Source organism: Onishia taeanensis (genome assembly GCF_003268885.1).
GTDB classification, from domain to species: Bacteria; Pseudomonadota; Gammaproteobacteria; order Pseudomonadales; family Halomonadaceae; genus Onishia; species Onishia taeanensis_A.
Window position 1 is genome coordinate 85543 of the sequence record NZ_QLSX01000006.1, and the last position, 13699, is coordinate 99241.

At 64.3% G+C, this 13699-nt stretch carries 8 protein-coding genes; all 8 read left to right on the top strand.

Annotated features, from left to right (window positions below; all coding sequences use genetic code 11):
• The first annotated feature begins 38 nt into the window (after positions 1–38).
• The 8 genes from BCL93_RS09555 to BCL93_RS09590 all read left to right on the top strand — a co-directional run bounded on the left by BCL93_RS09555 (position 39) and on the right by BCL93_RS09590 (position 13614).
• Positions 39–1361 carry a toxic anion resistance protein gene (locus BCL93_RS09555; RefSeq protein ID WP_369700254.1) on the top strand — a complete coding sequence of 441 codons (1323 nt, stop codon included), beginning with the start codon at positions 39–41 and terminating at the stop codon, positions 1359–1361.
• A gap of 273 nt (positions 1362–1634) precedes the next feature.
• Positions 1635–2939, top strand: coding sequence for an ATP-grasp domain-containing protein (locus BCL93_RS09560; protein WP_112055055.1), 1305 nt, complete (start codon positions 1635–1637; stop codon positions 2937–2939).
• 192 nt (positions 2940–3131) lie between these two features.
• Positions 3132–5204, top strand: coding sequence for a CocE/NonD family hydrolase (locus tag BCL93_RS09565; RefSeq protein ID WP_112055056.1), 2073 nt, complete (start codon positions 3132–3134; stop codon positions 5202–5204).
• Between the two features lie 336 nt (positions 5205–5540).
• Positions 5541–7178, top strand: a complete 1638-nt coding sequence (locus BCL93_RS09570; protein WP_181463073.1) for a GGDEF domain-containing protein — start codon at positions 5541–5543, stop codon at positions 7176–7178.
• Positions 7175–8569, top strand: coding sequence for an MFS transporter (locus BCL93_RS09575; protein WP_258396287.1), 1395 nt, complete (start codon positions 7175–7177; stop codon positions 8567–8569). The genes BCL93_RS09570 and BCL93_RS09575 overlap by 4 nt, the downstream gene beginning before the upstream one ends.
• Before the next feature lie 21 nt (positions 8570–8590).
• Positions 8591–9241: a GGDEF domain-containing protein gene (locus BCL93_RS09580; RefSeq protein WP_258396336.1), complete on the top strand. Its 651-nt coding sequence runs from the start codon at positions 8591–8593 to the stop codon at positions 9239–9241.
• 96 nt (positions 9242–9337) lie between these two features.
• Positions 9338–11203, top strand: coding sequence for a VRR-NUC domain-containing protein (locus BCL93_RS09585; RefSeq protein WP_112055059.1), 1866 nt, complete (start codon positions 9338–9340; stop codon positions 11201–11203).
• The gene (locus BCL93_RS09590) at positions 11200–13614 is read left to right on the top strand and encodes an ATP-dependent DNA helicase (protein ID WP_112055060.1); all 2415 of its coding nucleotides are present in this window, start codon (positions 11200–11202) and stop codon (positions 13612–13614) included. The genes BCL93_RS09585 and BCL93_RS09590 overlap by 4 nt, the downstream gene beginning before the upstream one ends.
• The last annotated feature ends 85 nt before the right edge of the window (positions 13615–13699 follow it).

Below are 13699 nucleotides of genomic sequence, written 5' to 3' on the forward strand. Positions count from 1 at the left end.
GCTAGGGTGAAGAGCATCACAACCCGAGGAGCGCAACGATGAGCGACGAAAACGCGGGCGGCTTCTCGCGTCTGTCCCTGCCGCCGGTCGAGGTGATCGAGGCCGAGCTTCGCCACCCCCGCACCGGCCAGCGCCACGGTGAAACGGATAAAGAGGCTGAGCGGGCATCTGAAAGAATGTCCGTCGACGAATTCAGGGAAGCCGCTGGCGATGAGCCCAGCGATGCGGCCGATGCTGACATCGACTCGGAGCTCGTCTCGCTGGCTGCTGATTTCGTGGAAGAGATTCTCGCCGATGAGGGCGCGGCTAGCCGTCAGCGCCGGGCCGTCGACGAGATGGGCCTTTCGCTGCAGCGTCAGGCCGCCCATTACAGCAGTATGCTCGATGCCCCGCTGCGCCAGCTCGCCGAGCACGGCGAGGACGGCGGCCCGGTGGCGCGGGCGCTGACCGACCTTCGCGATCGCATGGGGCGTCTCGATCCGCACCAGCACCGGCTGAGCCCCGGCCGCTTCGATCGCCTGCTCGGGGCCCTTCCCGGGGTCGGCAATCGCCTGCAGCGCTACTTTCACAAGTTCGAGACCGCCCAGCAGGCTATCGATGCCATCATCGGCGAGCTTGAGGCGGGCCGCGATCGCTTGCAGCGCGACAACCTGACCCTTGGCGATGATCAGGCCAGCCTGCGCCAGATCCATCATCAGCTGGCTCGCCAGGTGACGCTCGGGCGGCTGATTGATCAGCGCCTTCAGGATGCCTTGCCCAATGCCAGCGACGATCAACAGCGCCGCTTTATCGAGGAAGAGCTGCTGTTTCCGCTGCGTCAGCGCATTCTCGACCTGCAGCAGCAGTTGGCGGTCAGCCAGCAGGGCGTGCTGGCTCTCGAGGTGATCATCCGCAACAACCGCGAGCTGATGCGCGGCGTCGACCGGGCCATCAATGTCACCGTCTCGGCGCTCAGCGTGGCTGCCACCGTGGCGCTGGCACTGGCCAATCAGCGGCTGGTGCTGGATCGCATCGAGTCCCTCAATACCACCACCTCCGAGACCATCGCCGGCACCGCTCGGGCACTGCGCCAGCAGGGTGTCGACGTGCAGAAGCGGGCCGCTTCGGCGACGCTGGACATGGGATCTCTCGAGCAGGCCTTCGGCGATGTGATGGCGGCGCTCGACGACCTCTCCCGCTACCGGCAGGAAGCTTTACCCGAACTTTCAGCGCAAATCGAACGTCTGGATGGCCTGGCCCGCGACGGCGAGGCGGCCATCGAGCGCCTGGAGCGCGGCGAACCGGATCTGTTCGCCGCCCATTCAGATGACGACGAGACGAATGACGCGGGCAGCGAAGGGGAGGGCCGCAAGCGGCGATGATGGCTGCGGGCGTCACGCGTGAGTCAGCGTCGGTTCAGGCGCTTGGTGGGGCCGAACCTGAGGTGCTGGGTGAGTCGTTCAGGTGGGCCGTTCAGGTGAGAGCCGTGCAGAATAGGGCTGGGTGAAATAAAGCAGGGTCGTCATGGACAAGCCCACCGCCCGTCGCGGGGTGAGCTATGCTGCACTGTGACGGACAGAATGGGTCATGGTCGGCGCCATTGCGGCGCGGCGCCCAGGTCGTCCCGGGCCTAGTGGCCAAGAGAGGCGCACGCCATGCTCACCCCCAAGCAGATCTTCGTGATAGGCCTCAACGACTTCAATCGTGCCCGGCTCGAGCAGTTGCCGGGAGCCAAGGGCTGCGAATTCCACGGGATCATCCCGCCCACGGATGTTTACGACACCGAAGTCTTTGATATCGCTGGCATGCTGTCGCGGGCCGGCGACGAGCTGGACGCCTTCGATGGGCCTATCGACGCCATCATTGGCTACATGGATTTTCCGGTCTCGACCATGCTGCCGATCCTGTGTCGGCGCTTCGGCACCCGCACCACCAGCCTCGAAAGCCTGCTCAAGTGCGAGCACAAGTTCTGGAGCCGGCTGGTGCAGCGCCAAGTGATTCCCGATGTGATTCCCGCCTTCACCGCCATTGATCCATTCGATGATCAGGCGCTGGATACCATTCGTGCGGCGGGTCTCTACTTTCCCTTTTTCCTCAAGCCCATCAAGTCCTCCGGGTCACGGCTCGGCTTTCGCATCGATAGCCCCGAAGACTTCGCTCACGCCATCGTGCGGCTGCGCGAGGATATCGGCCTGATCGCCACCCCCTTCAATACTGTGCTCGACCACGCCTTGCTGCCCCCGGAGATCGCTGCGGTAGAAGGTCACTTCTGCATGGCCGAGGAGATCATCGGCGGCTGGCAGTGCACCGTAGAGGGTTATGTCTTCGAGGGCGAGGTGGTCAGTTACGGCATCGTCGATTCGCTGCGCTATCCCCAGGTGCTGAGCTTCTTCCATTACCGCTACCCGTCGCAGTTGCCCGCGGATGTGCAGGCGCAGATGAAGGACCTGACCGAGCGGGTGATGACCCATATCGGCTACGACAATGCCGCCTTCAACATCGAGTATTTCTGGGATGAGGTGCAGAACCGGGTGTGGCTCCTGGAGATCAACACGCGTATCTCCCAGTCCCATTGCGATCTGTTCGAGAAGGTCGATGGCATCAGCAACCAGCAGGTGAGCCTGGATCTGGGCCTGGGTCGGCGTCCGGCGATGCCGTATCGTCAGGGTGAATTCCCGATCGCGGCGATGTTCTTCTACCGAGTGTTCTTCGTCGATGCACGGGTGACTCAGGTGCCCAGCGAGGCGGAGCTTGCTGCGCTCAAGGCCGAGTTCCCCGGCACCCAGATTACCCTGCAGGTCGCGCCTGGCCAGCAGCTGTCGAGCATGCCCGAGCAGGACGCCTATAGCTTCGCGCTGGCCTGCATATGGATGGGCGGCCAGGACGCCGAAGAGCTGCTGGCGAACTACGAAAGCCTGTCATCGCGGCTTAACTTCGCGTTCGAGGACATCGTCGGTTGAGCCGTTGCGACCCACCGGGCCTTGGTCAGTATCCATTTCTCGGCGACGCCTCTCGGGAGTCACGCTTGGCCAGAGCGCAGCGCGCGCATCAATAGCGAGAACTTAGATAGCAAAGGCTTAGATAGCAGAGGCTTAGATAGCAGAGACTTAGATAGCAAGAACATAGATGGCAAAAAATAGAGAGGGGCGTTCATGCACATCGTTACCCAGTATCCGCGAGAGGTCTTCGAGGAGGAGACCTGGATTCGTCTCGCCGATGGCACCCGGCTGGCCGCCCGGATCTGGCGGCCGGTGGATGCTGACAGCGACCCGGTGCCGGCGATTCTCGAGTACTTGCCGTACCGCAAGCGCGATCTCACTGCGGCCCGCGATGTTCAGACGCATCCCTACTGGGCGGGGCATGGCTATGCCGGTGTGCGAGTCGACATCCGCGGCAGTGGCGAGTCCGATGGCGTGCTGACAGATGAATATCTCCAGCAGGAACTGGACGACGGCCTCGAGATTCTTGACTGGCTCGAGCGCCAGCCCTGGTGCACGGGAGATGTCGGCATGGTGGGTATCTCCTGGGGGGGGTTCAACGGTCTGCAGATCGCCGCCCTGCGCCCGCCCCAGCTCAAGGCGGTGATTACGCTGTGCTCAACCGATGACCGCTTCGCCGACGACGTTCACCACATGGGTGGCTGTTTGCTCGGTGACAACCTGTCCTGGGCCTCGACCATGTTCGACGGCAATGCCAGCCCGCCGGACCCGGCCCTGGTCGGCGATCGCTGGCGCGAGATGTGGCATCAGCGCCTCGATGGTAGCGGGCTGTGGCTTGCTACCTGGCTCGAGCATCAGCGCCGCGATGACTACTGGCGCCACGGCTCGGTGTGCGAGGACTTCTCCGCCATCCAGTGCCCGGTCTACGCCATCAGCGGCTGGGCCGACGGCTACTGCAATGCGGTGTTTCGTCTCTTGGCCGGGCTTAAGGTGCCGCGCAAGGGGCTGGTCGGTCCCTGGGCGCACAAGTATCCCCATCTGGGCATTCCCGGGCCGGCGATCGGATTTCTGCAGGACGGCCTGCGCTGGTGGGATCACTGGCTCAAGGGCAAGGACACCGGGATCATGGACGAGCCGATGCTGCGGGTCTGGATGCAGGAATCGACGCCGCCCTCGGCCCGCTACCAGCAGCGCCCCGGTCGCTGGATCGCGGAGCCCGTTTGGCCGTCGCCGAATATCGTCGAGACGCCCTTCCGACTAACGTCGGGCCATGATCTCTTGCCCGAAGAGGTGCTGGCCGAACAGGACCCGGTCAAACAAGAGCTTTCCGAACAGGGCCAGGGCGCCGAAGATGCGCCGCTGACGATTCGCTCGCCGCTCTCGGTGGGCCTCTATGCGGGCAAGTGGTGCTCGTATAATGCGCCTCCCGACCTGCCCCATGACCAGCGTGATGAGGACGGCGGGGCCTTGATCTTTCAGACCGCGCGGCTCAAGGCGCCGCTTGAGATCTGTGGCCAACCGGTGGTCGAACTGGATATCTCGGCCGACCAGCCGGTGGCCATGCTGGCGCTGCGCCTGATCGATGTGGCTGACGATGACAAGGCCACGCGGGTCTCCTACGGGCTGCTCAACCTGACCCATCGGGACAGCAACGAGTCTCCCGAGCCGCTTACGCCAGGGCGGCGCTATCGGGTGCGTGTGCTGCTCAAGCACATCGCCCAGCAGTTTCCGGTCGGCCATGCCATCCGCCTGTCACTATCGACCAGCTATTGGCCGCTGGCCTGGCCGTCACCGCGGCCTGTGCGGGTGACCGTCTATCCCTCGGCGAGCCGCCTTCTCCTGCCCATGCGGGTGCCACGCCCTGCCGAAGAAGCTGGTCTGCCGTCGTTTGCCGAACCTGAAGGGGCGCCGCCCATTGCCAAGACGCTTATCCAGCCGACTCAGGAGCACTGGCGGGTGATCCGCGACCTGGCCAATGACACTACGACGCTCGAGGTGATCAACGACGAGGGGACCTATCGTCTCGATGACATCGACATGGAGATTTCGGTGCGGGTCACCGAGCGCTACCGTTACGCCTATGGCAGTTATGACAGCGTCAGCGGCTGGACGGAATGGGAGCGCAGCTTTCGTCGCGGCGATTGGCAGGTGCGCACCCTGACGCGCACCCTGATGACCAGTGATCCCGACAACTTTCGCCTGCGGGCAACCCTCGATGCCTATGAGGGCGATACCCGGGTCTTTGCCAAGAGTTGGGACGAGACGATACCTAGGGATTTGGTCTAGCCTTTGTGTCGGCCTTGCGTCTGACGCCGGCATGGGGAGCCGTCATGGGGCACGTATCGTAAGGTGGTGAAGGCAGTCCCGGGCAGCCGGTCGTTGAGGAGCTCCCCAGCATGGTGGGAGCGACTCAATGGCGTGAGCGTCGTAGTGGCTTGAGGACCTTAGTGGCTTGAGGATCTTAGTGGCTTGAGTATCGCTGTGGTTTGAGCATCGTAGTGGCGTGAACGTCGTAGTGGTGCCATCTTGATCTGACACCCTGCAGGCTAGTGATATAACACGCTGCAACATTCAGGGCTTAGCGCTCAGGGATGAGAAGATAATAATCAAGGCAGGATGGACATGAGCGAGATCGATTACGCCGCACTGCTGGCGCAGTCGACTGACCTGATATGTGCGCTGGGCGCCGAGGGACAAGTGCTAGAGGCGAATCCTGCGTTCATGGCGGCACTCGACAGTGATGATGACACCCTGGTGGGCGCGTCGTTTGTAGGCCAGCTTCACCCAGATGATGCAGTGCAGTGCCGTGAGGCTCTGGCGACCCTTGGGGCTTGCTCGTTTCTGGCCAGGTTGCGGACCGGCGCAACGGTACGCCTGGCTTGGCGCCTCACCCCCTGGGTGGATGGTCGCCGGCTGTGTGTCTCACCGCCGGTGGTCGAGTCGTCACAGGCGTCCAGCATGTTGCTCGCGCAACTGGCGCGCCATGTGCCTGGGGTCATCTATCAATACCGTATCCGTGCTGATGGCAGCTCTCATTTCCCCTATGCCAGCGAGCGTTTCGAGGAACTCTTCGGCTTGCCTTATTCCGTCGTCAAGGATGATGCCTCGCCGGTCTTCGCTCGCGCTCATCCCGATGACCTGCCGCATATTCTGGACAGCATCGAACGGGCCTCTCACGGTCAGCACCCCTGGCACTGCCAGTACCGCTACTACCTTCCTGATGGCCGGCTGCGCTGGCATGAAGGCAACGCCACCCTTAGCCATCAAGTCGATGGCAGTAGGCTGTGTTACGGCTACATTAGTGACATCACAGAACGGCATGTGCTGGAACGGGCCCTCGAAGAAGAACGCCTGCGGCTTTCCAATATTCTTGAGGGCACCCACGCTGGGTCCTGGGAATGGAACGTTCAGACCGGTGAGCTGCTCATTAACGCGCGGTGGGCGGAGATCGTCGGCTATTCGCTTGCCGAACTCGAGCCGATCAGCTCTGCTACCTGGGAACGGCTGGTCCATCCCGATGACCTGGCCAGAGCGTTCGAGCGCTTGAATGCCCATTTTCACGGCAAGCATGAGTTCTATTCTCTTGAGTTCCGCATGCGCCATCGAGACGGACAGTGGGTTTGGGTGCTTGCGCATGGCAAGGTATTCCGCTGGACCCCGGATCATCGACCGCAAATGATGGCCGGCATCCACCAGGAGATCGGTGATCGCAAGGATGCCGAAGCCGCCCTGCGGCGACTGGCGACTACAGATTCCCTGACCGGGCTGTGGAATCGACGCTATTTCATGCAGCAACTGGAGCAGGCCTTCGAACGTTATCAACGCTACGGTCAGTCCGCCGCGGTGATCCTGCTCGATATCGATCACTTCAAAAACGTCAACGATATCCACGGCCATGCGGCCGGCGACTGTGTCATCCAATATACTGCCGAGGTGTTGACCGCCTGGTGTCGCAACCTGGATATTCCGGCACGCATTGGCGGCGAGGAATTTGCCTTGTTGCTCACCGATACCGGCGAAAAAGGTGGGCATTCCCTCGCCGAGCGCATTCGTTACGCCCTGGAGGTGCTTGAGGTGCCCTTTGAAGATATCTCGCTGCGCATGACGGCCAGCTTCGGCATTTCTGCGATGGCCAAGGGAGACCCGTCCCACGAGCAGTGCATGCGCCGCGCCGACCGGGCGCTATATGCGGCCAAGCACGGTGGCCGCAACCGGGTTAAGGTCGCCAAGGAACGGGCGCCTGGCACGGAGGACGCATGACCTTGGCCTCGGTGGCCACGCGCCCGTTGTCGACGACGGCATATGCGTCCCGCAAGGAGATCTTCGGCTGGGCGATGTTCGACTTCGCCAACCAGGCCTATACCCTCTTGATCATCACGGTGGTGTTCGGCGAGCTGTTCACCACCGTTATCGTCGGCGATCGTGGCGATAATTATCGCTTTGCCAATCTGCTGTGGAGCGCTGCTCTGGCGCTGAGTTATCTGATGGTAGTGGCCAGCGGGCCTGTCTGCGGTGCCGCCATGGACGTCTCGGCGGCCAAGAAGCGCTTCCTGTTCGTCAGCTATCTGGCCACCGTTGCCACCACGGCACTGCTTTACTTTGTGGCGCCGGGATTCGTATGGCTCGGGGTCGTGCTGATCGTGCTCTCCAATTACGCCTACTCTATGGGCGAATCCTTTATCGCGGCCTTTCTGCCGGACCTCGGTCCGCCGGAAGCGCTGGGCCGGATTTCCGGCTTTGGCTGGGCGCTGGGGTATGTCGGCGGTCTGTTCGCCGCGGGCTTTACGCTGGTAGTGCTGGGCGAAGCCACTGCCGAGAACTTCGACCGCATCCGCTGGGTTGGGCCCTTCGCTGCTGGCTTCTTCCTGATCACCGCCATTCCGACCTTCCTCTGGCTTAGGGAGCGTGGCACGCCCCAGCGTCTGCCGCCGGGGCGCGGCTATGCCGGCATCGCCTGGGCGAGGGTCGGTACTACGTTTCATGAACTCAGGCGCTTTCGCGACCTGGGTACCTTTCTGGTCTCGCTGGTGTTCTCGATGGCGGGCGTCTACATCATCATTGCCTTCGCCTTCATCTACGGGGCTCAGGTGATCGGTTGGGACACCACCACGCGCAACCTGATGTTCATCATCGTGCAGATCACTGCCGCCGCCGGGGCGCTGGGGTTCGGCGTGATTCAGGACCGGCTCGGCGCCAAGCGCACCTATCTGCTGACGCTTGGCCTCTGGGTGCTGGCGATCCTCGCCATCTGGGCCACGCCGGAGTTGACCGCCTGGCTAAACGCCTATCTGGGCCTTGGCTTGCAGCCTCAACAGCTGTTCCTGGTGGTGGGCTGTCTAGCTGGGCTCAGCTTGGGCTCGAGTCAGTCGGCAAGCCGCGCCCTGGTAGGGCTTTTGTCACCGTCGCACAAGGCCGCCGAGTTCTTCGGGTTCTGGGGCCTGGCCAACAAGCTCGCTGGCGTGATCGGCATCATTGGCCTGGGCCTGCTGCAGTCGGTGGTGGGGCTGAAGGCCTCGATTCTGCTCTGCGCTGCGCTATTCGTGATGGCCATTCTGATCTGTCTGGCCGTCGATCAGGCTCGCGGGTGTCGCGCCGCTCAGCAGTGGGAGGCCTGCGAGCTTGCGGTTCTTGCTCCGATTAAAGAATCCTGACTGGTCGAGCATGAGATCACCATCACCGAACGGCTTCACGGGGCCAGCGACGATCTTCCTGATCAGGCGTTCTACGACCCTGATTCTTCGCTGCCCAATAAACTGCTGGGTCAGGAACAACTCCAGCGACTGGTCGACGCGGCGCAGGCTGAAGGCCGCAAGGGGGCGCTGGCGGCCGTTCATTTCCTGCACTTCAATGAATTTCTCACTACCTACGGCCGCGAGGCCTTGAATGAGGCGATACGGCTCTTCGTTGAGCGCCTGCGCTGCCTGGCGGGGCCGGGTGGCCTAGTGTCTCTGCCAGAGAGGGATCGCATTATGGTGGCTCGCGCCGACTTCCTTACGAAGGAGGAAACCTGGCGGTGGGCGCAACGGGTGCATGAAGACGTCACCGTTCCGTATTCCGTCGGCGAAGGTCAGCGCTCGGCGTTGGTGGCCATCGGCGTCTGTGAGTTCGCAGGCGATGTCGCCAGTGCCCACGAGTTGATACGGCGTGCCAACCTCGCCAAGGAGGGATCACTTGGTCCGGGTCTGCGCCGTTACGATGCGAGCCTGGAGCAGCAGTCGGTGCCGTGTGGTCTTGGCATCGAGCATATGCAGGGTTTCCTTTGGCACCGCCCCATGCCGCTGGACGTCCTGCGAGGTGCCCTAAGCGCCGTCTCCGCCCGGTAACGCATGGCAAGTGAATGACGTCCTGATGGGGCGTGATCGATGAAAGGTACTAAAACTGCCTGGTCGCGGCCAAGCTTCCCTTGCTAGCATGGATGAATGAACAGTGCCCCGCCGGCGGCGCCGGTCACCGCCTCTCTGGATGACCCGCGCTATTACCTGACCAATTTCCGCTTCGTGCTCGACTGGGTCGTCGCGCGCTACGGTGACCTGTTGAGCGGCGAGGAGCACGCGACGCTGACGCGCCTTGGTCGCTTGCCGGCGGCCTCGCTGGCGTTGCTCACGCGCATGGTCATGCGCAAGGGCAGCCGCTTTCGCCTTGATAAGCTGCACTATACCGAGATCGGCGATCCCCGCCTGGCCCTGGAATCCCTGGTCGAGGCGGGGCTCGTCGACGACGCCCCAAGGCTCGATCTTGTCGGGCTGTTCGGTCTGGCAACGCTTGGCGAGCTGCGCCAGTGGCTTTGCGATGACATCCGCGCGGCGGGGCTGCCCGCGGGCGTCAGCAAGGCGCGGCTCCTGAAGGCACTGAGCCCGGGGTTGCCCGCTCCCCGCTCGCTCGACGGCTGGGGAGCACCTGACGAGGTCTCCGTGGTCGAACTCACCTGCATGGCGCTCTGCGAGCGGCTGCGGCTGATGTTCTTTGGCAATCTGCGTCAGGACTTCTCGGAATTCGTGCTTGCCGAGCTTGGCCATCAGCGCTTCGAGCAGGTCTCCTTTAGCGATGACTCCCGTGCCTTTCAGGCGCGCCACGAGGTCGATACCTACCTGGCCTTGGAAGCGTTACGTGAGCGGCTGGACGACGGCGAGCCTCCGGGCGCGCTGTGGCCGCTGTTGCCCGACAGCTCGTCCGTCGTTTCCCCTGACTGTGCGCCCAATGCCTGGCTTGAGACGCGGCGTGGCCGGCTGGTGTTCCGGCTCGCCCGTGAGGCCGAGCGGCAGGGCGATATAACCCTGGCCGCCGAGCTTTACCCCCACTCTAGTCACCCCGAGGCACGCGTGCGGGCGCTGCGCCTGGCCGAACGTCGTGCGGCAAACGACCCCGACAGCGAGGAGACCCACGCCGCCATCCTCGCCAAGGTCAGGCGCGCTCTGGCGGCCCCTCGTGATGCCGCCGAGGCGCAGGCGCTGGTTCGGCTGGAAACCCGGCTGGGTCGCCGCCTGGGACGGCCCGTTGCGCCGGCCCGGGCCCCCGCGCCTAAGCGCTTTACCCTGACGCTGCCTGCCTCAGCTGGCCGGGTGGAGTTCGCCGTGCGTGACCATCTCGCCGAGCCGTCGGCTCCGGTGCATTACGTGGAAAACACCCTGATCACCGGGCTCTTTGGCCTGCTGTGCTGGCCCGCTATTTTCGCACCGCTTCCCGGCGCCTTCTTCCATCCCTTCCACAGTGGGCCCGCCGATCTCTTCCGCGAGGACTTCGTCACCCGACGCCGGGCGCACTTCGATGCCTGCCTCGCCGAGCTCGACGATGGCCGCTATCCCGCCACTCTGCGCGCGCGCCTTCAGGACAAGCAGGGCCTGGCCTCGCCCTTCGTGCACTGGGGGGTACTCGATGCGGCCATGCTCGAGCAGGCCCTGGCCTGCATCCCGGCGATGCATCTGCGCGTGCTGTTCGAGCGCCTGCTTGAGGACCCGCGAGCCAACCGTGCCGGGCTGCCGGATCTGATCCAATTCTCGCCGGAGGCGGAGACGGGGCCGCGCTATCGGCTGATCGAGGTCAAGGGACCGGGCGACCGGCTGCAGGATAACCAGCGCCGCTGGCTCGCCTTCTTCGCCGAGCAGGGCATCCCTGCGGCGGTCTGCGAGGTGCGTTGGGAAGAGGGTATTGAAGAGGGTATTGAAGAGAGTACTGCAGAGAGTACTGGAAATAGTACTGAAGAGAGCGGGGGCGAGTTCTTGGATGAGCCCTTGAAAGAGTCTTTGAAAGAGCCCCGGGACGAGCCCCTGGGAGCACGCGCACCGTGAGCCTCAGGGTCGCGGTGCGTGCCCTATGCGACTTCACCGCCCGTCGCGGGGACCTCGATCATCGCTTCACCCCGTCGCCTACCGCCAGCGAGGGCATCGCCGGTCATGAACTGATCGCCGAGCGGCGCCGGGCGGCGGACCCAGCCTTTGAAACCGAGGTGGCCCTCGCAGGCGATTACGTCGACGAGACGGGCCAGGCTCTCGTGGTTAGCGGTCGAGCCGACGGCTTTGACCCGACAAGGAGCTGTCTCGAGGAGGTCAAGACCCATCGTGGCGATCTGGCGCGCATGGCCGACAACCAGCGGGCCCTGCACTGGGCCCAGCTCTACGTCTATGGTGCCCTGCTGTGTCGGACCCGTGGTCTCGAGCGTCTGACCCTGTCGCTTGTTTACCTGGAACTCGGCAGCGGCCGGGAGACCCGGCTCAGCGAGACCTGCACGGCGCCGGCGCTGGAAGCGGTGTTCAGGGATCACTGCGTACGCTACATGGCCTGGGCCAAGCAGGAAGGGGCGCACCGTGAGGGCCGCGACACAGCACTCAGGCAGCTCGGCTTTCCTTTCGCCGCCTTTCGCACCGGCCAGCGGCCGCTGGCCGAGGCGGTCTACAAGGCGGCGAGCACCTCCCGCGCACTGCTACTCCAGGCGCCCACCGGCATCGGCAAGACCCTGGGCACGCTGTTTCCGATGCTCACCGCTATGCCTCGCCAGGGGCTGGATCGACTGTTCTTCCTGACCATGAAGACCCCCGGGCGGCGCCTGGCCCTGGAAGCCCTGGAGCGGCTGGAGGCATCCCTCGAGCCGCAGAAGGCAGCTCCCGCGCTTCGCGTGCTGGAGCTGATCGCCCGCGAGAAAGCCTGTGAGTACCCAGGCACCGCTTGCCACGGTGAGGCCTGCCCGCTGGCCAGGGGTTTCTATGATCGCCTTTCCGCGGCGCGGCAGGCTGCTACCGAACGAGGGTGGCTCGACCGGGCGGCGCTGCGCGAGGTGGCGCTGGAACATCAGGTCTGCCCCTATTATCTGGGGCAGGAGCTGGCTCGCTGGTGCGATGTGGTGGTCGGCGACGTCAATCACTACTTTGACGTACACGCCCTGCTCCATGCGCTGACCCAGGCCCATGACTGGCGGGTCGGGGTGCTGGTCGACGAGGCCCACAACCTGATCGATAGGGCGCGCGGCATGTACAGCGCCGAGCTGGATCAGCGCCGGCTCGCGGGGCTGCGCCGCCAGGCGCCACCGGCGCTGGTGAAGCCTCTGGAGCGACTCGGTCGTCAGTGGGCGGCCCTGGGCGAAGAGAAGGGCGGGGAGAAAGAGACGGGAGGCTATCTGGGGAAAGAGCAGGGAGCCGGCCAGCCCGGCCAGCAGAATGCTCAGGCGTGGCGATCAGGCGATACCCGCGGCGATCGTAAGCGCAAGGGCGGCCAATCAAGCCGAGCGGCGGACTATCAGGTGCTTTCCGCGCCGCCCAGAGGGATGCTCAGGGCCCTTGGCCAGGCGGCGACGTCGATCACCGACTATCTGGCCGAGCACCCCGGCGAGGTCGACCCGGCCCTGCAGGAGTTTCTTTTCGAGGCGCTGGCCTTCACCCGGCTCGCCGAGGTCTTCGATGACCACTCGCTCTTCGAGCTCACCCGAAGCGGCCGCGGGCGGGCCCGACTGGCGCTGCGCAACCTGATCCCGGCGCCCTTTTTGGCACCGCGCTTCGCGGCGAGCCATAGCGCGGTACTGTTCTCGGCCACCCTCTCGCCGGGCGGCTATTTTCGCGATCTGCTGGGCCTGCCGGCGGCAACGCCCTGTCTCGAGGTGGCCTCGCCCTTCGCCTGTGAGCAGCTCGACGTGCATATCCGCCGGGATATCTCGACCCGCTTTGCCCATCGCCAGGCCTCCATCGAGCCGATCGTTGCGACCCTTCACGAGCAGTTCCAGCGTGCGCCGGGCAACTATCTGGCCTTCTTCAGCAGCTTCGCCTATCTGGAAGCGGTCGCCGCACGTTTTGGCGACGCCCACGGCGAGATTCCTATCTGGCGGCAGGCGAGGGGGATGGATGAAGGGGCCCGGGACGCCTTTCTCGCCCGCTTCGTCTCGGGCGGGCAGGGCATCGGCTTCGCGGTACTGGGCGGGGCCTTCGCCGAGGGCATCGACCTGCCCGGCGATCGGCTGATCGGCGCCTTCATTGCCACCCTGGGCCTGCCGCCGGTGGACGCGCGGCAGGAGACCCTGCGCGAACAGCTCGAGGCGCGCTTCGGTCGCGGTTTCGACTACGCCTATCAGTATCCGGGCCTCAACAAGGTGGTGCAGGCCGCCGGCCGGGTGATTCGCACCCCCGAGGATCGCGGCGTGGTGGTGCTGATGGACGACCGCTTTGCCCGTCCCGAAGTCAGGGCCCTGCTGCCGGGCTGGTGGCGTCTGCCTTGATAGTCACGAACGCTGATAGTAACGAACCGCGCAGGGTGCATGGAAAAGAGCATCCTGCGATATGCGTTGGGGAAGGTGCCAGGCG

What these genes read in the sequence shown, in the direction of transcription:
- BCL93_RS09555 (WP_369700254.1), top strand. Translation starts at nt 39, where the DNA reads ATGAGCGACGAAAACGCGGGCGGCTTCTCGCGTCTGTCCCTGCCGCCG.
- BCL93_RS09560 (WP_112055055.1), top strand. Translation starts at nt 1,635, where the DNA reads ATGCTCACCCCCAAGCAGATCTTCGTGATAGGCCTCAACGACTTCAAT.
- BCL93_RS09565 (WP_112055056.1), top strand. Translation starts at nt 3,132, where the DNA reads ATGCACATCGTTACCCAGTATCCGCGAGAGGTCTTCGAGGAGGAGACC.
- BCL93_RS09570 (WP_181463073.1), top strand. Translation starts at nt 5,541, where the DNA reads ATGAGCGAGATCGATTACGCCGCACTGCTGGCGCAGTCGACTGACCTG.
- BCL93_RS09575 (WP_258396287.1), top strand. Translation starts at nt 7,175, where the DNA reads ATGACCTTGGCCTCGGTGGCCACGCGCCCGTTGTCGACGACGGCATAT.
- BCL93_RS09585 (WP_112055059.1), top strand. Translation starts at nt 9,338, where the DNA reads ATGAACAGTGCCCCGCCGGCGGCGCCGGTCACCGCCTCTCTGGATGAC.